Below are 20,632 nucleotides of genomic sequence, written 5' to 3'. Positions count from 1 at the left end.
CCGGGCTGTCCTTCCACGCCCCCCTAAAGCTGGGCGATATCGCCGCTCTCCGACTGCGCGAGCGTCAGCGGGTATCGTTCGGGGTGGTGGACGAGGGTGGTGAGGTTGACCGGACGGCCACGCTCGTCGAAGGCGATCTGGTCGACCGTCAGGACAGCGGCCGGCCGGGCGAGACCGATGAGGTCGGCCTCGGCCTCCGAGGCGAGGCGCGCGGCGAGCGTCGTCTGGCCGCGCACGGGCCGGATACGGTAGCGCTCGCGGATCTCGGCATAGAGCGACCGGTTGGGAACCGTCCAGTCGAGTTCGACGAGGCCGGGCACGCGGGCGGCGGAGAGCCAGTCGCGCTGGATCACGACCGGCACGTCGTCGAGCAGCCGCAGCCGCGACAGCACCGCCACCTCGGCGCCCTCCGGCAGGAACAGAGGCCGCGTGATCTCGAGCGGCGCACGGAACACCCGCGCTTCGATCAGTTTCTGGCCGGGACGGCGGCCATTGGCGAGCGCCGTCGCGGTGAAGCTCTTCAGGAGATGCAGCTCGAAGCCCTGCTGCGGCACGGCGACATAGAAGCCCTTGCCGGGCTGGCTCTGCAGGAAGCCCTGCTGCACCAGGTCGCGCATCGCATGGCGAATCGTGATCCGGCTGACGCCGAAAAGATCGACCAGCTCGCGCTCGGACGGCAGCTTGCCGTTGCGCGGCAGCCTCCCCTCCTCGATCGCGGCGAGGATCGCGGCATGGACCTGGCGATGCAGCGGGCGCGGATCGGCCCGGCTGATCCCCGCCGCGGCGCCCAGCGCATCGCCGCTCGTGGCGCCCGCGCCGTCCTCACCGAACTCGCCGATATCCTCCAGCCTCGAGATCATCCAGTACCCCTCCCTGCCCGATGCCCTCTGCGTGGCTGACCGGTCGACTGAGGATATTGACATGCCTGGATATATCCAGTGGTAATAACCGTGCGCGGCAGAAACCGGAAAGAGTTTCGCCGGCGCAGCGGCAGCCGGAGGCGGCGCTGCTCCACGGGAACAGAGGGAATTCATCGATGTCGCTCAGGACGCTCGCGCTCGGCGCCAGCATGCTTCTTGCGCTCGCCGCCGCAGGGTCGGCACAGGCGGATACGGTCTCGGTCTTCTGCGGCGCGACCGACTACGACCTGTGCGTCAAGGCCGCCGACGCCTGGAAGGCGAAGACCGGCAACGAAGCCAAGATCAACAAGATGCCGGCGACGCTGGACGATGCGATCCCGCTCTACCAGCAGCTGCTCGCCGCCAAGTCGCCCGATGTCGACGTCCTGTTCCTCGACGTCATCTGGCTCGGAATGTTCAAGAACAACCTGCTCGACATCAAGGACAAGGTTCCGCAGGCCGAGAAGGACGCGCATTTCGCCTCGACGCTCGGCGCCGGCGACATCGGCGGCGAGCTGATCGCGCTCCCGGCCTATATGGATGTCGGGTTGATGTTCTACCGCAAGGACCTGCTCGAGAAATACGGCATGCAGCCGCCCAAGACCTGGGACGAACTGGCCGCGCAGGCCAAGGAGATCCAGGAAAAGGAGCGCGCGGCCGGCAACAAGGACATGTGGGGCTATACTTGGCAGGCCAAGAGCTATGAGGGCCTGACCTGCGACGCGATCGAGCTGATCGCCTCGAACGGCGGCGGCACGATCATCGCCGACGACGGCAAGGTCACCATCGACAATCCCGACGCGGCCCAGGCGATCGAGCGCGCCAAGGGCTGGATCGGCACCATCTCGCCGGAAGGCGTCCTCAACTATGACGAGGAGGCATCCCGCGCGGTGTTCGAGGCGGGCAACTCGGCCTTCCACCGCAACTGGCCCTATGTCTGGGGCACTTCGCAGGGCGGCGGCGGGCCGCTGGTCGGCAAGGTCGGCATGATGCCGCTCCCCGTCGGCAAGGAAGGCCAGAAGTCGTCCGGCTGCCTCGGCCCGATGTATTTCGGCGTCAACAAGTACAGCGCCAAGCCCGAGCTCGCGACCGAGTTCGTCCGCTTCATCACCGGCCCAGACATGCAGAAGATGCGGGCCGTCGAAGGCGCCTATAACCCGTCGATCTCCGCGCTCTACAGCGACGAGGAAGTGCTGAAGAAGCTGCCCTTCCTCAAGGACACCGAGCCGGCATTCGCCGACAGCGCAACCCGTCCTTCGGGCTATACGGGCACCAGCTACAACCGCGTCTCGCAGGCCTTCTATCGCGCCGTCCACGACATGCTGACCGGCGACGAAGAGGTCGAGGCCGGGCTGAAGAAGCTGGCCGGCCGGCTCGAGAAGCTGAAGGAAAGCCGCTAGCGGCATCGGCGGCAGCCTCGAGGGCTGCCGCCTTTTTCATGGACCCACAGCGGCGGCTTGACCGGCTTTGCCTGGTGTCGCGGGCCGCCGCTCGTCCTTTCTCCCTTCCCTGCCGGAGCGCCCATGGCATCGGTCGAGCTTAAATCCGTCTCGAAAAGCTATGGCGGCAACACCGTCATCCGCGGCGTCGATCTCGCGATCCGCGACGGCGAGTTCGTCGTCTTCGTCGGCCCGTCGGGCTGCGGCAAGTCCACGCTGCTGCGCCTCATCGCCGGCCTGATCCCGGTCTCGGGCGGCGAGATCGCCATCGGCGGCGAGGCAGTGACCGACGTGCCGGCCTCGAAGCGGGGCATCGCCTTCGTCTTCCAGTCCTACGCGCTCTATCCCCATATGACGGTGGCGCGGAACATCGGCTTCGCGCTCGAAACGCTCGGCCTCCGTCGCGACGCCATCCGCGCGAAGGTCTCCGAGGTCGCGAAGCTCCTGAAGGTCGATCATCTCCTCGCCCGGCGTCCGCGCGAGCTTTCCGGCGGCCAGCGCCAGCGGGTCGCGATCGGCCGCGCGCTGGTCAGGAAGCCCGAGGTCTTCCTGTTCGACGAGCCGCTCTCGAACCTCGATTCGGACCTCCGCATGGAGATGCGCATCGAGATCGCGCGGCTGCACGACGATATCGGAACGACCATGATCTATGTGACGCACGACCAGGCGGAGGCGATGACGCTCGCCGACCGCATCGTCGTGCTCAACCATGGCGTCATCGAGCAGGTGGGCACGCCGCAAGAGCTCTACCACACGCCGAAGAGCCGCTTCGTCGCCGGCTTCGTCGGCAGCCCGCGCATGAACTTCGCCCCGGTCACGGCGACGGGCGGCGCGCCGGACTGGTCGCTGGGCGGCCCCGGCGGGCTCTCGCTCGCCGTCGCGGTGGCGGGCAATCGGTCCGCGCCCGTGACCATCGGCGTGCGGCCTGAGGCGCTGTCGCTCGTCGCGCCGGAGGCGGGTCGCCTCGCCGGAACGCTGGAGCGGCTCGAGGATCTCGGCCACGAGCATTTCGCCTATGTCCGCGTCGCGCCGGAAACGGTTTTCGTCGTCCGCGTCCCGGTGCGCCCGACCATGGCGCGCGACACGCGCGTCGGCCTCGCCTTCCGCGACGAGGATCTGTTCCTGTTCGACGAGGGCGGCCTCCGCCTCGACCATGCGGCGAGCCACGAACGCGCCGCCGCCGCCTCGATCGAGGAGCGCGCCGCATGAGCGTCAAGCTCGCCCGCGCCGACCGCCGGGCCGCATGGCTGTTCATGGCGCCCATGATCGCCGCGATGCTGGTCGTGGCCGTCTGGCCGCTGGCGCGGACCTTCTATTTCTCCTTCACCGACGCCTATCTCGACGACCCGACCAACTTCTCGCTGGTCGGCATCGACAATTTCCTCGAAGTGCTCGACGACCACACCTGGTGGATCGCGACCCGCAACACGCTGGTCTTCGCCTCCATCTCCGTCGCGATCGAGACCGTCCTCGGCCTCGCGATCGCGCTTCTCATCAACCAGGCGATCCCCGGCCGCGGCCTCGTGCGCGCCGCGATCCTCGTGCCCTGGGCAATCCCCGTCGTCGTGGCGACCAAGATCTGGGAGTGGATGCTCAACGACCAGTTCGGCGTGCTCAACCAGATGCTGATCGCGCTCGGCCTCGTCGACCACGGCATCGCCTGGACGGCGAGCGGCACGCTGATCATGGGCGTCGTGATCTTCATCGACGTCTGGATGACAACGCCCTTCATGGTGCTCCTCATCCTCGCCGGCCTGCAGATGATCCCGGGCGAGATCATGGAGGCCGCGGAGGTCGACGGCATTCCGGCCTGGAAGCGATTCTGGTCGATCACGCTGCCGCTGCTGAAGCCGGCGATCGGCGTCGCGGTGCTGTTCCGCGTGCTGGACGCGCTCCGGATGTTCGATCTCGCCTATGTGCTGGCAGCCTCGAGCGAGCAGGTGATGACCGTCTCGATCTATGCCCGCAACCGGCTGATCTCGTTCCAGGAACTCGGCATCGGCTCGGCCGCCTCCACCTGGGTGTTCCTGCTCGTCGCCTTCATCGCCATCCTCATCATCGGCGTGCTGAGGCTCGACCGCGCAGCCGGAGAAGCGGCATGACCGACATTCCCCTGACCCTCCCTACGCGCCGGCGGCGCTCTTCGGCCTCCTACCGGCTTGAGCGGCGGCTGAAGAAGGGCGCGCTGATGGTCGCAGTCGGCCTCGTCCTCGTCTACACGCTCTTCCCCTATTACTGGGCGATCGTTTCCTCCACGAAGCAGGGCGCCGCGCTCTATCGCGACACCTTCCTGCCGGCGCTCGACTTCACCTATTACCGCGCTCTGTTCGAGAACACCGTCTTCCTCGGCTCGCTGGTGAACTCGGCCTTCGTCGCCACCTCGACCACGGCGCTGTCGCTGATCCTCGGCATCTCGGCCGCCTATGCACTTGGGCGCATCGATTTCCCGCAGCGACGCGGCGTGCTGCTCGCCATCCTGATGATCTCGATCTTCCCGCAGGTCGTCGTGCTCTCGGGCATGTTCGAGCTCATCAACTGGCTCGGCCTCTACAACCGGCCGAGCGCGCTGGTCGTCACCTATCTGCTCGCGACCGTCCCCTTCACGACATGGATCCTCACCACCTTCATCCGCGAGTTCCCGCGCGAACTGGAGGAGGCGGCGATCATCGACGGCTGCTCGCATTTCCGCATCCTGACGAAGATCCTGCTGCCGCTGATGGGGCCCTCGCTCGCCTCGACGGGCATCCTCGCCTTCATCCTCGCCTGGAACGAGTTCCTCTTCGCGCTCACCTTCATCCTCACCGACGAGAACCGCACGGTGCCGGTGGCGATCGGCCTGATGGGTGGCAACAGCCGCTACGAATATCCCTTCGCGCAGATCATGGCGGCCTCGGTCACGGTCACGCTGCCGCTCATCATCCTCGTTCTCATCTTCCAGCGCCGCATCGTCGCCGGCCTCACCGCCGGCGCGGTGAAGGGCTGACGCGGCACCGCCGACCCCAGGACGTTCCCATGCCCGACATGCTCGTGAAGCTCTACGATCTGAAGCCCGACGCCGAGCTTGCGGCCCGTGTCGCGGCCGGCGGCTACACGATCCGACGCATCCTGCCGCCAGAACTCATGGCGCTCTCGGACTGGATCGGCCCACGCTTCGGCATGGGCTGGGTCAGCGAGGCGACGGTCGCCGTGACGCGCCAGCCGCCCTCCTGCTTCATCGCGGTGCATGAAGGCCGGCTCGCCGGCTTCGCCTGCTACGACGCCACGGCGCGCGGCTTTTTCGGGCCGACCGGCGTCGACGAAGCGCATCGCGGCAAGGGCGTCGGTCATGCCCTCCTGCTCGCGACGCTCATGGACATGCATGCCGTCGGCTACCCCTACGGCGTCATCGGCGGGGCGGGCCCGACCGGCTTCTATGCCCGCTCGGTCGGCGCCATCGCCATTCCCGATTCCGAGCCCGGCATCTATCGCGGCATGCTCGACCTCGCCCATCCGGACGACGTCTCCTCCTCGCGCCCGCTCGATACGCCGGCCGACTGATCCGCGCGGCCGACCTCCCCTTGCCCGTCGCGTCCGATCGGCTAAAAGAGGCGCGAAGGGCCTATAGCTCAATGGTTAGAGCCGACCGCTCATAACGGTCTGGTTCCAGGTTCGAGTCCTGGTGGGCCCACCAAAATTCACGCCAGTAGCGGTTCAAGGACCATCAGTCGCTCGCCGAAGGCGGCGAGTGCGGTGAGTGCGAGCACCCAGGGGCGGCGGGCGAAGCGGATGAGGCGCGAGAGACGCGGGCTCATCGCGCGGCGGCAGACCGCCATCTTCTCGACCGGCTCGACGACGTTCCAGATCGCCGTGGTACCGCCCTGGAAAAGGGCGACCGAGCCGGCGCGCAGGATACCCTCGTTGCCGGCGGCATCCGTCACCTCGACCTCGCCCTTGAGGATGTGGACAGTTTCCTCCCAGCCGAACGTCCAACGGAAGCGTCCCTCGGTGCAGCGCCACAGGGAAACCGACGAGTAGCCGTCATGGCCCGAGGCGAGCGGAATATAGTCCGCGCGAGGGGTGCCATCGAGGACCCAGGACGGGTCGATCGGCGCCGGGCGCCAGTCGGTCCGCGCGTCATGCGCAAGCGTGAAGTTCGCGGCCGGCTGGGTCGCGCTGCGGGCGAAGCCCTGGAATGCGGTATCCGTCATGGTTTCTCCCTCCCGGCGGCGAAATGGTTGTCGCCCTTGCTACAGGAGGGTGCAGAGCCCTTCCAACGAAGCCGCGAGAAGTGTTTAGGACTTTCCTAAAATGCACACGCGAAAAACAGCATGTCGCAAGCCCGGCCCGCGCGAGCCGCACTCCTGTCGCAATGGCCGGCTAGCCGTCATCGCATCGCGGCGTCGCACCGCCGCGCCAATTCGAGGAAACGCCATGCAGCTGATGAAATCCTCCGGCCGGGTCATGCGGACGAGCCTTCTCGCTTCGGCGATGATCGGCGCCCTGCTTGCGCCGGCGCTCGCCGATCCGCCGCCGCCCCCGATGCTGACCGTCACCGGCGAGGGCAGCGCCTCCGCGGCGCCGGACATCGCGATCGTGTCGCTCGGCGTCGTTTCGGAAGCCGCCAGCGCCCAGGACGCCCTCGCCGCCAACGCGAAGGACATGAACGCCGTCGTCGACACGATCACCGGAACCGGCATCGAGAAGAAGGACGTGGCGACCAGCGGCCTCTTCGTGGAGCCGGTCTATTCCGATCCGTCCAAGGATCCGAACGGCCAGTCGAAGATCATCGGCTACCGGGTGAGCAACCAGGTTACCGTCCGCATCCGCGACATCGAGAAGTCCGGCCCGCTGCTCGACAAGGTCATCGCTGCCGGTGCCAACCGCGTCAACGGCATCTCCTTCGAGATCGGCAAGTCGGAAGCGCTGCGCGATGCGGCCATCAAGGCGGCCATCGCCGAAGCGCGCCGCCGCGCGGAGCTGATGGCCGAGGCCGCGGGCGTCAAGCTCGGCCCGATCCAGTCGATCAGCGCCAACGACGGCGGCGGGCCGCCCGTTTTCCGCGCCATGGCGATGAAGGACATGGCGCCCCAGGCCTCCCCGGTCATGGGCGGCACGCAGGAGATCACCGCCAACGCGACGATCGTCTACACGATCGCGCCGCGCTGACGGCTTCCACCAAACGACCGATGCGCGCCGCGGCTCAGCCCGCGGCGTGCTTCTCCGCCGGCAGGAGAACGGAAATCGCGTCGGGCTTCACCTCGAACCGCAGCGGCGTCTCCAGACGGCAGAGTTCGCCATCGACCGACACCCACAGGCGCGGCCGCCGGCTACGGACGGTCACGGTCCGCGTGGTGAAGGACTGGATCGCCGGGTTCTCGCGCCAGCGGCCGGCGAAGAGATCGATCGCCGCCTGCATGCGGTTTCCGAAATCCGCCCCTTCCGCGTAGTGGACCTCGAGCAGCCCCTCGTCGAGCCGCGGCCGGTCGAAGCCGGTGTCCGAGAGGCGGTTGTTGCCGATGAACAGCGCGTAGGTCTCGATCTCGCGCCGGTCGCCCTCGGCGTCGATCGTGAGCTCGAGGATGCCTGGCCGCGTGAAGGCCCGAAGCGAGGCGCGCGCGGCGGCGATGTAGCGGCCGAAGGGAAGGTTCGTATCCTCGCGCACCTGTGCCCGCGCCCGCGCCACCTCCGCGAAATAGCCGAGCCCCGACAGCGTGTGGAAGATGCGGTCGTTGACGGCGCCGAGATCGACGCGCTTCGGCTGGGCCGAGGCGAGGATGTCGAGCGCGGCCGGCAGATCGGCGGGAATGCCGAGGCTGCGGGCGAAGAGGTTCATGGTGCCGAGCGGCAGGACGCCGAGCGTCCGGTCGCTGCCGAGAAGCTTGCGCGCAGCATAGCCGACCGAGCCGTCGCCGCCCCCGACGATGATCGTCTTCGCCTCGGATGACGCAGCAGCATCGATCGCCTTGATGAAGCGATCGCCCTCGACGAGCTCGACGTCGACGCTCTCGGTGTGACCGGCGAAGGCCTCACGCACGTCGGCCTCGACCTGGCTCGGTTGCAGGTCGCGGATCGTGCCCGCGCGCGCATTCAGAATGATGACGGTTTCGGCCAACGATATCCCCTTGCGCGGCGCAGCAACCCAGCATCTAGGCCGAAATGCGCCGAACGCAAGGACCGGAGGACGTCAGCCCTGCTCGGAGAGCGGCTCTTCGCCCTTGCGCTCGCGCATGAGGTTCACGAAGCGGGTAAAGAGATAGTGGCTGTCGCGGGGGCCGGGCGAGGCCTCCGGATGGTACTGGACCGAGAAGATCGGCTTGTCCTTGACCTTGAGGCCGGCATTCGAGCCGTCGAACAGCGAGACATGCGTCTCCTCGACGCTGTCGGGCAGCGTGTCCGAATCGACGGCAAAGCCGTGATTCATCGAGGTGATCTCGACCTTGCCGGTCGTGAGGTCCTTGACCGGATGATTGGCGCCGTGATGGCCCTGATGCATCTTGCGCGTCTCGCCGCCGAGCGCGATGCCGAGCATCTGATGGCCGAGGCAGATGCCGAACAACGGCACGTCGGCCGCGATGACGTCCTTGATCGCGGGAACGGCATATTCGCCGGTCGCCGCCGGATCGCCGGGGCCGTTCGAAAGGAAGACGCCGTCCGGCTTGTGGGCGAGGATCTCCTCGCCGGTCGCCGTCGCCGGCAGCACCGTCACCTCGCAGCCCGCCTCGGCGAGAAGGCGCAGGATGTTGCGCTTGATGCCGTAGTCGACCGCGACGACCTTGTGGCGCGGCGCGTCCTGGCGGCCGAAGCCGGCATTCCAGCGCCACGGCGTCTCGTCCCAGCGGAAGGACTGGCCGGTCGTCACGTCCTTGGCGAGATCCATGCCCTCGAGACCCGGCCAGGCCGCCGCCTCGGCCGAGAGCGCGGCGCGGTCGAAATGACCGTCGGGCGCATGCGCGATCACGGCATTCGGCATGCCCTTCTCGCGGATGAGCGCGGTGAGCGCGCGGGTATCGACACCGGCGATGCCGATGATGCCGCGCGCCTTGAGCCAGGCGTCGAAGCCGCGCAGCGCCCGGTAGTTGGACGGATCGGTGATGTCGGTGCGGATCACGCAGCCGCGCACGCCCGAGGCGCCGGCCATGTTGACCGTCTCGATATCCTCGTCGTTCGCGCCGACATTGCCGATATGGGGGAAGGTGAAGGTGATGATCTGGCCGGCATAGGACGGATCGGTCAGGATCTCCTGGTAGCCGGTCATCGCGGTGTTGAAGCAGACCTCGCCGACCGCATGGCCGGTCGCGCCGATGCCTCGCCCTTCGATCACGGTTCCGTCGGCGAGGATGAGCACCGCCGTCGGCACGGGCTCAGCCCACACCGCGTCTTCGGCCGTCACAGAGGTTCCGTCGGTCATGATCAACACCGTCAAGCTGGTCGCGCGCCGCCTGCATGCCCGCATGCCAAGACACGCCGGACCCGTGCGATCCGGCGCCCTGCGACGCCGGGGCGGAAACTAGGCGATCGACCCTGCCGCGTCAACCACGACCGTGAAATTAATCTCCAGCAATTTCAGATACTTACGAGAATATCGCTTGAATGGCCACAAAGGGCGGCCTAATGTGGCTGCGAATTTGCGAGGGAAGGACCGTCATGCGCGATCGCATCACTCAGGACGTGAAGACGGCGATGCTCGCCAAGGACAAGCAGCGCACGGCCGCGCTGCGCCTCATCGCCGCCGCCATCAAGGACCGCGACATCCAGGCGCGCGGCGAGGGCACGGAAACGGCGAGCGACACGCAGCTGATCGACCTGCTCGCCAAGATGGTGAAGCAGCGGCAGGAATCGGCCCGCATCTACGAGGAGAACGGCCGGCCGGAGCTCGCCGCCACCGAGCGCGCCGAGATCGCCGTGATCGAGGAATATCTGCCGAAGCAGCTCGACGAGGCCGGCGTATCCGCCGCCATCGCCGACGTCATCGCCACGACCGGCGCTTCGGGCATCAAGGACATGGGCAAGGTCATGGCCGAGCTGAAGGCCCGCCATGCCGGGCAGATGGATTTCAGCAAGGCGGGCGCCGCCGTGAAGGCGGCCCTGACCGGCTGAGCGAAGGCAGGCGACCGATATGGACCTGCCGCCGGGCCTGCGCAGCGCGGTCGACGCGGCCCTCGCCGGCGTCTCGACCGACCGCCTCGCCGGCGCCGCCGCGCTCCTCTCCAGCCGTTATCGCGGCGAGGTCCGCGACGGCCGCTTCCATGTCGATGGCGAGGACGCGGTCCTCGCCTATCTCGCCGCCCGCCTCCCCGCCACCTATGCCGCCACGCGGCGCGCCATGGGCTACGTCGCCGGGATGCTTCCTGACTTCGCGCCGGTGACGCTGCTCGATCTCGGAGCCGGTCCCGGCACCGCGAGCTTCGCCGCTGCCGATTGCTGGCCGGGTCTCGTGAGCGCCACGCTCTGCGAGGGCAGCGCCGCCATGCGCCGCGCCGCGGAGCGGCTGGCGGGCAGCGACACCCTCTCCCGCACGATCGCGGTCATGGACCTCGCCGGCCGCCTTCCGGAGCTGGCAGCGCATGATCTGGTCGTGGTCGCCTATGTGCTCGACGAGATGGAAGCCGACCAGCGTCGGCGTCTCGTCGAGGCGGCCTGGGCGGCGGCCACGGGGCTGCTGCTCATCGTCGAGCCGGGGACGCCGGCCGGCTGGCAACGCATCCTCGATGCCCGCGCCAGCCTCATCGCCGCCGGCGCCCATGTCGCGGCGCCCTGCCCGCATGAGGAGCCCTGCCCCCTCCTGCCGCCGGACTGGTGCCACTTCGCCGCCCGCCTGCCGCGCAGCCGGACTCATCTGCGGACCAAGCAGGCCTCGGTGCCTTTCGAGGACGAGAAGTTCATCTATCTGGCGGCAAGCCGCCGCGCGCCCGAATCGCCCGGCGCCCGAGTGCTCTCGCCGCCGCGCGCGGGCAGCGGCCGCGTATCGCTGAAGCTCTGCGAGGGCGATGGGCAGGTGCGCGAGCGCCTCGTGACCCGCCGAGAAGGCGACGATTTTCGAGTCGCGAGGCGCGCAGACTGGGGCGACAGCCTGCCGCTTGCGGTGAATCGCAGGGATAAGTCCGCTTAGCCTTTCCCCGCGGCCCCGCGGAACACTACATGATGGAAGATTGGCGGACGGCGACTGCCCGGGATTGCGATGCGCTTCACCCCCTCCTTCCTCGACGAGATCCGCGCGCGCCTGCCGCTGTCGAGCGTCGTCGGGCCGCGCGTGACATGGGACCGCAAGAAGTCGCAGCCGGCCAAGGGCGACTACTGGGCCTGCTGCCCCTTCCATGGCGAGAAGTCGCCGTCCTTCCACGCCGACGACCGCAAGGGCCGCTACCACTGCTTCGGCTGCGGCGTCTCGGGCGACCATTTCACCTTCCTGACCGAGCATGAGGGCCTCTCCTTTCCCGAAGCCGTCGAGCGGCTGGCGGGGGAGGCCGGGCTCGCCATGCCCGCCCGCGACGAGCGCACCGAGGCGGTCGAGCGCCAGCGCGCCTCGCTGCACGAGGTGATGGAACTCGCCTGCCGCTTCTTCGAGGACGGGTTGCAGGCGCGCGAGGGCGCCCATGCGCGCGGCTATCTGGCGGGCCGCGACCTCGGACCGGACGTGCAGCGGCGCTTCCGCCTCGGCTACGCCCGCTCCAGTCGCAACGCGCTCAAGGAACATCTTGCCGCCAAGGGCGTCAGCCATGACGACATGATCGCGACGGGGCTGCTCGTGACGGGCGACGACATCCCAGTCTCATTCGACCGCTTCCGCGACCGCGTGATGTTCCCGATCACCGATTTCCGCGGCCGCATCGTCGCCTTCGGCGGCCGCGCGCTCTCCGCCGACGCGCAGGCGAAGTATCTGAACTCGCCGGAGACCGTCCTCTTCAAGAAGGGCGACCTGCTCTACAATGGCTTCGAGGCGCGCAAATCGGTCAATGCGGCCGGCACGCTGGTCGTCGTCGAAGGCTATGTCGACGTCATCTCCATGGCGGTCGCCGGCTTCGGCCATACGGTGGCGCCGCTCGGCACCGCGCTCACCGAACGCCAGCTGGACATCCTCTGGCGGCTGACGCCGGAGCCGATCCTCTGCTTCGACGGCGACAAGGCGGGCCTTCGCGCGGCGTTCCGCGCCGTCGACCTCGCCCTGCCCGCGCTGAAGCCCGGACGCTCGGTGCGTTTCGCGCTGCTCCCCGAGGGCCAGGACCCGGACGACCTCATCCGACAGCAGGGCCGCGCGGCCATGGCCGAGATCCTGGCGAAGCCGATGCCGCTCGTCGACATGATCTGGCAACGCGAGATCGATCAGGGGCCGCTCGACACGCCGGAGCGGCGCGCGGCCTTCGAGGCGCGGCTGAAGGACATCGCGCGCATGGTCGGCGACGAGAGCGTCCGCCGCCACTACGAGCAGGCGCTGTCGTCGCGAGCGCGCGAGTATTTCGGCGGCGAGCGCGCGGCGCCCCGGGCCATGGGCCAGCGGCCGCGGGCGATCGCGCGGCGCGGCAAGCCGGAAGGCCCGGCCGATCCGCGCTATGTCCCGACATACCGGATGCAGACGACGCAGGTCTCCCCGGCCCTTTCGCAGATCCGCAGCCGCTCGGTGGCGGGGCTCCGCGAGACGGTCATCGTCCTGACGGTGCTGCGCCATCCCGCGCTGCTCGCCGAGCACTTCGACGCCTTCGCGCATGTCGAGTTGACGAATCGCGAACTTGACTCTCTTCGCTCGCAAATCCTAGAGATTGCGGCCGAAGATCCGCATATCGCCCCGGACGGGCTCAACGAGCGGCTGGACGGCGCGGGCTTTCGCGAACTGGTGGAACGTTTGGATCGTCACTTGAGAGAAGGCGGCATCTGGCAGGCCGGAGCCGGCGCGTCCGAGCAGGACGCGCTCGAGGGATGGCGCCAGGCTCTCGCCTTGCATCACAGGGCGCGCACTTTACATAAGGAACTCAAGGATGCCGAGGCGGCCCTCGCTTCGGAACCCAGCGAGGCGAACCACGCCCATCTCGTCGACATCAAGAACCAGATCGCGAACAGCGAGGGCATCGAAGCCCTGATCGAAGGCTTCGGAACCTCGTCCGGACGCCGTCTGGGCACCATGTAAAGGTGTCGGGAACCGGCATGGTTAGGCGTCACTTAAGACACGGCACCTATTTCTGACGAAGTGATTCGCGGCTCGGGCAGTTTCGTCCGCGGCCGCTGCAATCGATGGACGGCCCGCGGGCGCGACGGATGCAGCATCTGGCGCCCCGCCCGCCAGGACGGAGAAGAGCATGGCGACGAAGGTACAGGAAAACGAAGAGGCCCAGGAGGCGACGTCCGAGCCCCAGGACGGTCCGCTTCTGGACCTCTCCGATGCCGCCGTCAAGCGGATGATCAAGGTCGCCAAGAAGCGCGGCTTCGTCACCTATGACGAGCTCAATTCCGTCCTGCCATCCGAGCAGGTCGGCTCCGAACAGATCGAGGATATCCTCTCGATGCTGTCGGAAATGGGCATCAATGTGATCGAGGCCGACGAGGTCGAGGAGGCCGACGAGTCCGGCGACGCCGAGGAGGAAGCGGGCGAGCTCGCCGAGTCCACCGGTACCGCCGTCGCCAAGACCACGACCGCGCGCGAGCCGACCGACCGCACCGATGATCCGGTGCGCATGTATCTGCGCGAGATGGGCTCGGTCGAGCTGCTCTCCCGCGAGGGCGAGATCGCGATCGCCAAGCGCATCGAGGCCGGCCGCGAGACGATGATCGCGGGCCTCTGCGAGAGCCCCCTCACCTTCCAGGCGATCATCATCTGGAAGGAGGAGCTGGCCGAGGGCAAGATTCTCCTGCGCGACATCATCGACCTCGAGGCCACCTATGCCGGCCCCGACGCGAAGAACGCGCCGATCGCCGGGCCCGGTGGCGAGTTCACCGAGGAGAGCGAGGAAGCCGAGCCGCCGATTCCGACCGAGGGAGAAGGCGACGACGAGGACGACCTCGAGAACAATATGTCGCTCGCCGCCATGGAGGCGGAGCTGAAGCCGAAGGTCGTCGAGACCTTCGAGAATGTCGCCGAGAACTACAAGAAGCTGCGCCGCCTGCAGGACCAGCTCGTCGAAGGCCGCCTCAAGAACGAGACGCTCTCGCCGAGCCAGGAGCGCCGCTACAAGAAGCTCAAGGAAGAGCTGATCCTCGAGGTCAAGTCGCTCTCCCTCAACCAGAACCGCATCGATGCGCTGGTCGAGCAGCTCTACGAGATCAACAAGCGGCTCATCACCGCCGAGGGCAAGCTGCTGCGCCTCGCCGAGAGCTATCGCGTCAGCCGCGAGGAGTTCCTGCGCGAGTATCAGGGCTCGGAACTCGACCCGAACTGGCTGCGCCGCATCGCCAATCTCGGCGGCCGCGGCTGGAAGGATTTCGTCGCGAGCGGCAAGGATCGCATCCGCGAGCTGCGCGGCGAGATACAGCAGCTGGCGACCGAGACCGGTCTCGAGCCGATCGAGTATCGCCGCATCGTCCACATGGTGCAGAAGGGCGAGAAGGAAGCCCGGCAGGCCAAGAAGGAAATGGTCGAGGCCAACCTTCGCCTCGTGATCTCCATCGCGAAGAAATATACCAACCGCGGCCTGCAATTCCTTGATCTCATTCAGGAAGGCAATATCGGCCTGATGAAGGCGGTCGACAAGTTCGAGTACCGCCGCGGTTACAAGTTCTCGACCTATGCCACCTGGTGGATTCGCCAGGCGATCACGCGCTCGATCGCCGACCAGGCCCGCACGATCCGCATTCCGGTGCACATGATCGAGACGATCAACAAGATCGTCCGCACCTCGCGCCAGATGCTGCACGAGATCGGCCGCGAGCCGACGCCGGAAGAGCTGGCCGAGAAGCTGGCCATGCCGCTGGAAAAGGTGCGCAAAGTTCTCAAGATCGCCAAGGAGCCGATCAGCCTCGAGACGCCGATCGGCGACGAGGAGGACAGCCATCTCGGCGATTTCATCGAGGACAAGAACGCGATCCTGCCGATCGACGCGGCGATCCAGTCGAACCTGCGCGAGACGACGACCCGCGTCCTCGCCTCGCTGACGCCGCGCGAGGAGCGCGTGCTGCGCATGCGCTTCGGCATCGGCATGAACACCGACCACACGCTGGAAGAGGTCGGCCAGCAGTTCTCGGTGACGCGCGAACGCATCCGCCAGATCGAGGCCAAGGCGCTCCGCAAGCTCAAGCATCCGAGCCGCTCGCGGAAGCTCAGGAGCTTCCTGGACAACTGATCGGCAGAACCGCTGGCAAGAGATCCAAGGGCCGCTCGCGAGGGCGGCCCTTTCGCATTATATTGCCCTCATGAACATGCGTGCCCTTGCCGGAACGGACGACCTGCCCCGCCGCACCTTCACGGTGAAGGATGACGAGCGCATGGGCGAGGTGGGGCTGATCCGCGACGGCGAGAGGATCGACCTGATCGGCGGAGAGCTCGTTCCGGTGCATTTCGCGCAGAGCGAATTCGCGCTTCGGCTCGCCGATCTGCGCATCGAGGATTAGCCGGCGCGTCGGCGCCGCAGGCAGACAGCCCGACACCCCACAACGATACTCCCCAAAGAGGTGCTGAATGGTCTCGTTCCTGAAGAAGCTTTTCGGAGGCTCGTCGGATGGCGGCGACAAGGGCGCCGACAGCGAGGCGGTCGAGTACAAGGGACATCTCATCCGCCCGACGCCGATGAAGCAGGGCGCGCAGTTCCAGACCGCCGGCACGATCGAGAAGGAGATCGGCGGCGTCCTGAAGAGCTACCGCTTCGTCCGCGTCGACAAGCATTCGAGCCGTGAGGACGCGGTCTCGCTGATCGTCATCAAGGGTCAGCAGATCATCGACGAGCAGGGCGACCGCATTTACGCCGAGCAGCGCTGACGCTTCAGCGACCAAGCAAGAAGGGCGGCCTCTCGGCCGCCCTTTGTCGTTCATGGAGTGCCGTTCAGGGCGCGGCGCAAATGCCCTGCGAGTCCAGCTGCATGCCTTCCGGGCAGGGCGGAGGCTCGGCCGGAGGCGGCTCCGGCTTCGCTTCCGGTTCGCGCGCCGGCTCCGACGCGGGCGGCGGTGCAGGCTCGGCAGGTTGATCGGCCTTTGGCGGCTCCGGTCTGGCCGGCTCGGCGGCGGGCGGCGCAGGCTCCGCCGGCGGTTCCGGCTCGGCCGCGGGGGCCGGTTCGGCTGCCGGAGGCGCGGGCTCGGCCGGCTGCTCCGCCTTGGGCTCATTCTTCGGTGGTTTCGGCTGAGCCGGCTCCTCGGTGGGCGTCGGCGCGGGCTCAGCCGGGGGCGCCGGCTCGACAGCCGGAGGTGCAGGCTCCGCCGGCTGCTCCGCCTTGGGCTCCTTCTTCGGCGGCTTCGGCTTTGCGGGCTCCTCGGCCGGTGCCGGCGCGGGCTCGGCCGGCGGCGCTGGCTCGACAGCCGGAGGTCCAGGCTCCGCCGGCGGTTCCGGCGTGGGCTCCTTCTTCGGCGGCTTAGGCTTCACCGGCTCCGCGGCCGGCGCCGGTGCGGGTTCGGCCGGCGGGGGCGTCGCGGCAGCAGGGGGCGCAGGCTCCACAGCAGGCGGCGCCGGTTCTGCCGGCGGCTGCGGCTTGGGTGTATCCTCGGGCGGCGCTTCCTTGTTAGGCGCGTCCTTGGGCGGCGCCGGCTGGCCGGGCGCGGCAGGCTGCGGTTGCTGCACGGCGCCGTCGGCCGGTCGGGGCTTCTCCGGACGAGGCTTCGCCGGAGGCTCCCCGCCGGGCGCAGGCGGCTGCTGCGGGGGCTGCTGAGGCTGGGCCGGCGGAGCGGCTGGCGGCGGGTTACCGACTTTCTCGAGAACCGCCGGGGCCTTCGCCTCGCGCTCCTTGCGTATACGGTCCTGCTCGGCCTGCCGCTCGGCTTCGGCCTTCTTCACGGCGGCGTCGATCTCGGCCTGACGGCTGGCCGCGGCCTGGCGCTGCTGCTCGACCATCGCCGCCTTCTCGGCCTCGAGCTGCCGGATCTTCGTCTGCAGCGCGTTGCCGTCCTGCTGCTGGCGCGCGTTGACGAGGTCCTGGCGCTCGTTGGGGGCCAGCACCGAGAGAAGCGCCGCCGAAAGACCGTCCATGGGCGATCCGCTCTGCGGCACATATTGCCGGATCAGGCTGCGATCCTCGCGCGGCACATCCTCGACATAGCGGTCGGGCCTGCGATCAAAACGACCATCCTCGATCCGCGGCCGGAACACGCCGATCCGGCCGCCGCGATCGTCCTCGAAGATGTCGTCCTGGCGGTCGACATAGATGATCTCGCGGGGCGGTCCGGCGGGACGGCCGATCGGGGCGTTGTAGAAGCGGCCATCCGCGTAGCGCGGGCGGCTCGCATCGCCGGCGCGGCCGAGATAATCGTCGATCTGGCCGATCGGCGCGGCGCGGCGCCCCACCGGCTGACCGGCGAAGCTGCGCTCGTCGACGAACACCCAGCTTTCGGCGACCGGCGGCTGGTAGCGGCGCGGCATGCCATAGGCATAGCCCGGCCGATCCGGCGCGACCGGGGCCCAGCCGATCACGCCACCACCGGTGCGGAACGTCACCCAGGCCGGCGACCAGACATCGCCGGGAACCCAGAACCAGCCATAGTCGGGATTATAGTCCCAGCGGCCGTAGTGGTAGGTCGCCCAGCCGAACGGCTCGTTGGACTGCCAGTACCAGCCATAGTCGTCGGTCCAGATCCACTGCCCTTCCTGATAGGGACGCCAGCCGGCGCCGCGCCGATAGGGCACGAAGACATAGCCGTAGGACGGATCGGCGACCCACTGGCCATAGGGCGCGAGCGCGTCGAAGAAATAGTCGATATCGCCGGCCGGGTTGTTCTGCGAAGGCTGGCTGACGACGGGAATGGGCTGCGGCGCCGTCGGCTGCGGCCGCGCGATCACCGGCTTCGGGCGCGGCTTCGGCGGCGGCGCGACCGCGACGGGCTGCGGCGCCGGGGCGACGGGCGCTGGCGCCGCGGCGACAGGCTGCGGGGCTTCGGGCTCAGGCTCCGCGGCCGCCGGCGGCTCTGCCTCGGCGGGCTCCTCGCCCGGCGGCAGCTGGACGGCGGCCTGCTGCTTCGGCGTGATCTGCACCGAATAGGGAAGCTCGATCACGCCGGTCATCACGCCCGCGCTCGCCACCACCACGCCGCCGATCACGGCCGCTCCGGTCAATGCCCAGATGTTCATCCGCACCATTTCCTTTCCACCACACGCCACAAGTCGCGCGTGGCCGATTCGCTCCCGTGAATCGCCGGCATCTGAAGCGCCGAAGACGGCAAGCTCGCGACATCGGCGCGGCGCCGGCGGGGCAATACGCTTCCTTCATGGGTCGGCAGCCCTGAACCGCGTCTGAACGAGCGGGCGGGGTTGGCGATCGGCATCGGTGATGCGATCCTCCGCGCCGACGCCACCCTCGGGGATTTGCCGCCATGATGGCCGCCACGAAAGAGACCAAGCGCCGCGGCGCGCGCCTGACTGCGCTGGCCGTCGCCGCCGCGCTTCTGTTTTCGGCGGGCGAGGCCGCGGCGCTCCGCCTGCCGCCGCAGAAGGACAGCCTCTTCGCCTTTCCCGGCATCATCGAGACGCGGGAAGGTGGCGACTTCGTCGTCGTCGACTACGACAAGCAACGCGACATCCACCAGCGCGACACGGTGCCCGAGAAGAAGGTGCAGTGGAAATACGTCTCGACGGGCGTCAACTGGCAGCAGGCCCACTACGACTATTCGGGCGGCAACGGCCGCAAGCTGCGCTTCGTCGGCGTCGGGAACCTCAAGCGGGAGGCGACGATGATCGTCATCTTCCTGCACGGGCAGAACGGCACCCGCTTCCTCGGCGCCGACGACTGGAGCTTCGGCGGCAATTTCAACCGCATCAAGAACATGGTCGTGAACGCCGGCGGCATCTATCTCTCGCCGGACTTCAGCGATTTCGGCGCCAGGGGCGCGGCCGACGTGAAATCCCTGATGCTCGATTTCGCCGGCCGCTCGCCGGGTGCGCCGATTTTCCTCGCCTGCGGCTCCTATGGTGGCAAGCTCTGCTGGCAGCTGGCCGACGATCCGCAGGCTGCCTCTGTGATCTCGGGCATGCTGCTGCTCGGCTCGATGCCCGATGACGGCTTCCTGTCCACCGCCGCGATGACAGGTGGCCGGCCCATTCCGCTCTATTTCGGCCATGGCAGCGCCGACAACGTCTTCGCCTGGCAGGATCAGGCCAGCTTCTTCGAGAGGATCCGCGGCGCCGCCCCCGGCTATCCCTCGAAATTCGTGCTCTTCCAGACCGGGAGCCACGGTACCCCGATCCGCATGACGGACTGGCGGCAGGTCATCAACTGGATGCTCGCCGCGAACGGCTACTGACCACCGCCGGATCGACCCACAGCCGACTAGATCGATCCCGAAAAGGTGTCACAGGCCTCCATCCGGCCCGATTCGTAGCCGCGCTTGAACCAAGCACTGCGCTGCGCGGAGGTGCCGTGGGTGAAGCTGTCCGGCACGACGTGGCCCTGCGTGCGCTTCTGGATCGTGTCGTCGCCGATCTGTGTCGCGGCGTTGAGCGCCTCGTCGATGTCGCCCGCTTCCAGCATGCCCTTCTGGTCGGTCTTGTTGGCCCAGATGCCGGCAAAGCAGTCCGCCTGAAGCTCGACGCGCACCGACATCTCGTTCGCTTCGGCGCGCGAAGCGGTCTGGCGCTGGCGGTTGAACTCCGGAAGCACGCCGATAAGGTCCTGAACATGGTGCCCGACCTCATGGGCGATCACGTAGGCCTGCGCGAAATCGCCGGGCGCCCCGAAGCGGCTGCGCAGCTCGTCATAGAAGGCGAGGTCGATATAGACCTTACCGTCGTTCGGGCAATAGAACGGACCCGACGCCGAACTGGCCTGACCGCAGGCCGAAACCGTGGTGCCGCGGAAGAGGACGAGCGGCGCCGGCTGATACGATTTGTTGGCCGAGGCAAAAATCTCGGACCAGACATCCTCCGTCGAGCCGAGTACCTTCGCGACGAACTGGCGCCCGGGATCGTTCTGGCCGCTCGCGGCGGTGCCGCCGGACGGCTGCGACGGCTGGTAGCTCTGGCTGTCGGTGTAGCCACCGCCGCCGGTCAGGATCGACAGCATGTGCAGCGGATTGATTCCGAACACCAGCCAGCCGATGCCGATCAGGACGGCGATGGTGACGAGCGAGCCGCCGCGCAGCGGGATGCCGCCACCGCCCATGCCGGCGCGGCGGAAACCGCCACCACCAAATCCGCCGCCGCTGGAACGGCGATCCTCGACATTGCTGCTTTCGCGCTGGTTATCGAGCCGCATCGAGCG

At 68.1% G+C, this 20,632-nt stretch carries 19 protein-coding genes and 1 tRNA gene; 14 read left to right on the top strand and 6 right to left on the bottom strand.

Annotated elements, in window-relative coordinates; genetic code table 11:
• Positions 1-23: 23 nt before the first annotated feature.
• Positions 24-860, bottom strand: coding sequence for a GntR family transcriptional regulator (locus QO015_RS20155; RefSeq protein ID WP_266283902.1), 837 nt, complete (start codon positions 858-860; stop codon positions 24-26).
• Between the two features lie 176 nt (positions 861-1,036).
• On the opposite strand from QO015_RS20155, the gene QO015_RS20150 reads away from it, so the two are divergent.
• The 6 genes from QO015_RS20150 (at position 1,037) to QO015_RS20125 (ending at position 6,008) form a co-directional block, all read left to right on the top strand.
• Positions 1,037-2,299 (top strand): ABC transporter substrate-binding protein, encoded by a 1,263-nt coding sequence (locus tag QO015_RS20150; RefSeq protein WP_266283901.1) that lies wholly within the window; start codon positions 1,037-1,039, stop codon positions 2,297-2,299.
• A 123-nt stretch (positions 2,300-2,422) separates the two neighbouring features.
• Positions 2,423-3,547 (top strand): ABC transporter ATP-binding protein, encoded by a 1,125-nt coding sequence (locus QO015_RS20145; RefSeq protein WP_266283899.1) that lies wholly within the window; start codon positions 2,423-2,425, stop codon positions 3,545-3,547.
• A complete protein-coding gene (locus QO015_RS20140) occupies positions 3,544-4,440 on the top strand; it encodes a carbohydrate ABC transporter permease (protein ID WP_266283898.1) in 897 nt (298 codons plus the stop codon). The genes QO015_RS20145 and QO015_RS20140 overlap by 4 nt, the downstream gene beginning before the upstream one ends.
• On the top strand, positions 4,437-5,321 hold the full coding sequence (locus QO015_RS20135; protein WP_266283897.1) for a carbohydrate ABC transporter permease: 885 nt from the start codon (positions 4,437-4,439) through the stop codon (positions 5,319-5,321). The genes QO015_RS20140 and QO015_RS20135 overlap by 4 nt, the downstream gene beginning before the upstream one ends.
• 29 nt (positions 5,322-5,350) lie before the next feature.
• Entirely contained in the window at positions 5,351-5,875 is a 525-nt protein-coding gene (locus tag QO015_RS20130; RefSeq protein ID WP_266283896.1) for a GNAT family N-acetyltransferase, read from the top strand.
• Between the two features lie 57 nt (positions 5,876-5,932).
• Positions 5,933-6,008, top strand: a tRNA-Ile gene (locus QO015_RS20125).
• Between the two features lie 4 nt (positions 6,009-6,012).
• On the opposite strand, the gene QO015_RS20120 is transcribed toward QO015_RS20125, so the two are convergent.
• The gene (locus tag QO015_RS20120; RefSeq protein WP_266283894.1) at positions 6,013-6,525 is read right to left on the bottom strand and encodes a cupin domain-containing protein; all 513 of its coding nucleotides are present in this window, start codon (positions 6,523-6,525) and stop codon (positions 6,013-6,015) included.
• 223 nt (positions 6,526-6,748) lie between these two features.
• On the opposite strand from QO015_RS20120, the gene QO015_RS20115 reads away from it, so the two are divergent.
• Positions 6,749-7,483 (top strand): SIMPL domain-containing protein, encoded by a 735-nt coding sequence (locus tag QO015_RS20115; protein WP_266283893.1) that lies wholly within the window; start codon positions 6,749-6,751, stop codon positions 7,481-7,483.
• A gap of 34 nt (positions 7,484-7,517) precedes the next feature.
• On the opposite strand, the gene QO015_RS20110 is transcribed toward QO015_RS20115, so the two are convergent.
• A complete protein-coding gene (locus QO015_RS20110) occupies positions 7,518-8,429 on the bottom strand; it encodes a diacylglycerol/lipid kinase family protein (protein ID WP_266283892.1) in 912 nt (303 codons plus the stop codon).
• Positions 8,430-8,501: 72 nt separating this feature from the next.
• On the bottom strand, positions 8,502-9,725 hold the full coding sequence (carA, locus tag QO015_RS20105) for a glutamine-hydrolyzing carbamoyl-phosphate synthase small subunit (protein ID WP_266283890.1): 1,224 nt from the start codon (positions 9,723-9,725) through the stop codon (positions 8,502-8,504).
• A gap of 236 nt (positions 9,726-9,961) precedes the next feature.
• Between carA and QO015_RS20100 the strand changes: the two genes are divergently transcribed.
• The 6 genes from QO015_RS20100 (at position 9,962) to QO015_RS20075 (ending at position 16,214) form a co-directional block, all read left to right on the top strand.
• The gene (locus QO015_RS20100) at positions 9,962-10,414 is read left to right on the top strand and encodes a GatB/YqeY domain-containing protein (RefSeq protein ID WP_266283889.1); all 453 of its coding nucleotides are present in this window, start codon (positions 9,962-9,964) and stop codon (positions 10,412-10,414) included.
• A 19-nt stretch (positions 10,415-10,433) separates the two neighbouring features.
• Positions 10,434-11,426 carry a small ribosomal subunit Rsm22 family protein gene (locus tag QO015_RS20095; RefSeq protein ID WP_266283888.1) on the top strand — a complete coding sequence of 331 codons (993 nt, stop codon included), beginning with the start codon at positions 10,434-10,436 and terminating at the stop codon, positions 11,424-11,426.
• A gap of 69 nt (positions 11,427-11,495) precedes the next feature.
• Positions 11,496-13,436 (top strand): DNA primase, encoded by a 1,941-nt coding sequence (gene dnaG, locus QO015_RS20090; RefSeq protein ID WP_266283886.1) that lies wholly within the window; start codon positions 11,496-11,498, stop codon positions 13,434-13,436.
• A gap of 169 nt (positions 13,437-13,605) precedes the next feature.
• Complete coding sequence (gene rpoD / locus QO015_RS20085) at positions 13,606-15,582, top strand: RNA polymerase sigma factor RpoD (protein ID WP_266283885.1); 1,977 nt, start codon at positions 13,606-13,608, stop codon at positions 15,580-15,582.
• A gap of 70 nt (positions 15,583-15,652) precedes the next feature.
• Positions 15,653-15,850 carry a hypothetical protein gene (locus QO015_RS20080; protein WP_266283884.1) on the top strand — a complete coding sequence of 66 codons (198 nt, stop codon included), beginning with the start codon at positions 15,653-15,655 and terminating at the stop codon, positions 15,848-15,850.
• Positions 15,851-15,917: 67 nt separating this feature from the next.
• Positions 15,918-16,214 (top strand): HlyU family transcriptional regulator, encoded by a 297-nt coding sequence (locus QO015_RS20075; RefSeq protein WP_266283883.1) that lies wholly within the window; start codon positions 15,918-15,920, stop codon positions 16,212-16,214.
• Between the two features lie 64 nt (positions 16,215-16,278).
• On the opposite strand, the gene QO015_RS20070 is transcribed toward QO015_RS20075, so the two are convergent.
• Complete coding sequence (locus QO015_RS20070) at positions 16,279-18,507, bottom strand: DUF6600 domain-containing protein (protein WP_307291026.1); 2,229 nt, start codon at positions 18,505-18,507, stop codon at positions 16,279-16,281.
• Between the two features lie 242 nt (positions 18,508-18,749).
• Between QO015_RS20070 and QO015_RS20065 the strand changes: the two genes are divergently transcribed.
• Complete coding sequence (locus QO015_RS20065) at positions 18,750-19,676, top strand: alpha/beta fold hydrolase (RefSeq protein WP_266283859.1); 927 nt, start codon at positions 18,750-18,752, stop codon at positions 19,674-19,676.
• 26 nt (positions 19,677-19,702) lie between these two features.
• On the opposite strand, the gene ypfJ is transcribed toward QO015_RS20065, so the two are convergent.
• Complete coding sequence (gene ypfJ, locus QO015_RS20060) at positions 19,703-20,626, bottom strand: KPN_02809 family neutral zinc metallopeptidase (RefSeq protein WP_266283858.1); 924 nt, start codon at positions 20,624-20,626, stop codon at positions 19,703-19,705.
• Between the last annotated feature and the right edge of the window lie 6 nt (positions 20,627-20,632).

This window comes from Kaistia geumhonensis (genome assembly GCF_030815145.1).
In the GTDB taxonomy this organism is placed as follows: Bacteria; Pseudomonadota; Alphaproteobacteria; order Rhizobiales; family Kaistiaceae; genus Kaistia; species Kaistia geumhonensis.
Note: the sequence above shows the minus strand (reverse complement) of the source record. Positions and strands in the feature narration are given on the sequence as shown.

Bases quoted from the DNA above. Each gene is read 5' to 3' on its own strand.
- QO015_RS20140 (WP_266283898.1), top strand. From the start codon at position 3,544: ATGAGCGTCAAGCTCGCCCGCGCCGACCGCCGGGCCGCATGGCTGTTC.
- QO015_RS20155 (WP_266283902.1), bottom strand. From the start codon at position 860: ATGATCTCGAGGCTGGAGGATATCGGCGAGTTCGGTGAGGACGGCGCG.
- QO015_RS20080 (WP_266283884.1), top strand. From the start codon at position 15,653: ATGAACATGCGTGCCCTTGCCGGAACGGACGACCTGCCCCGCCGCACC.
- QO015_RS20130 (WP_266283896.1), top strand. From the start codon at position 5,351: ATGCCCGACATGCTCGTGAAGCTCTACGATCTGAAGCCCGACGCCGAG.
- QO015_RS20150 (WP_266283901.1), top strand. From the start codon at position 1,037: ATGTCGCTCAGGACGCTCGCGCTCGGCGCCAGCATGCTTCTTGCGCTC.
- carA (WP_266283890.1), bottom strand. From the start codon at position 9,725: ATGACCGACGGAACCTCTGTGACGGCCGAAGACGCGGTGTGGGCTGAG.
- dnaG (WP_266283886.1), top strand. From the start codon at position 11,496: ATGCGCTTCACCCCCTCCTTCCTCGACGAGATCCGCGCGCGCCTGCCG.
- QO015_RS20145 (WP_266283899.1), top strand. From the start codon at position 2,423: ATGGCATCGGTCGAGCTTAAATCCGTCTCGAAAAGCTATGGCGGCAAC.
- QO015_RS20095 (WP_266283888.1), top strand. From the start codon at position 10,434: ATGGACCTGCCGCCGGGCCTGCGCAGCGCGGTCGACGCGGCCCTCGCC.
- rpoD (WP_266283885.1), top strand. From the start codon at position 13,606: ATGGCGACGAAGGTACAGGAAAACGAAGAGGCCCAGGAGGCGACGTCC.
- QO015_RS20120 (WP_266283894.1), bottom strand. From the start codon at position 6,525: ATGACGGATACCGCATTCCAGGGCTTCGCCCGCAGCGCGACCCAGCCG.
- QO015_RS20065 (WP_266283859.1), top strand. From the start codon at position 18,750: ATGATGGCCGCCACGAAAGAGACCAAGCGCCGCGGCGCGCGCCTGACT.
- QO015_RS20100 (WP_266283889.1), top strand. From the start codon at position 9,962: ATGCGCGATCGCATCACTCAGGACGTGAAGACGGCGATGCTCGCCAAG.
- QO015_RS20070 (WP_307291026.1), bottom strand. From the start codon at position 18,507: ATGAACATCTGGGCATTGACCGGAGCGGCCGTGATCGGCGGCGTGGTG.
- ypfJ (WP_266283858.1), bottom strand. From the start codon at position 20,626: ATGCGGCTCGATAACCAGCGCGAAAGCAGCAATGTCGAGGATCGCCGT.
- QO015_RS20115 (WP_266283893.1), top strand. From the start codon at position 6,749: ATGCAGCTGATGAAATCCTCCGGCCGGGTCATGCGGACGAGCCTTCTC.
- QO015_RS20075 (WP_266283883.1), top strand. From the start codon at position 15,918: ATGGTCTCGTTCCTGAAGAAGCTTTTCGGAGGCTCGTCGGATGGCGGC.
- QO015_RS20135 (WP_266283897.1), top strand. From the start codon at position 4,437: ATGACCGACATTCCCCTGACCCTCCCTACGCGCCGGCGGCGCTCTTCG.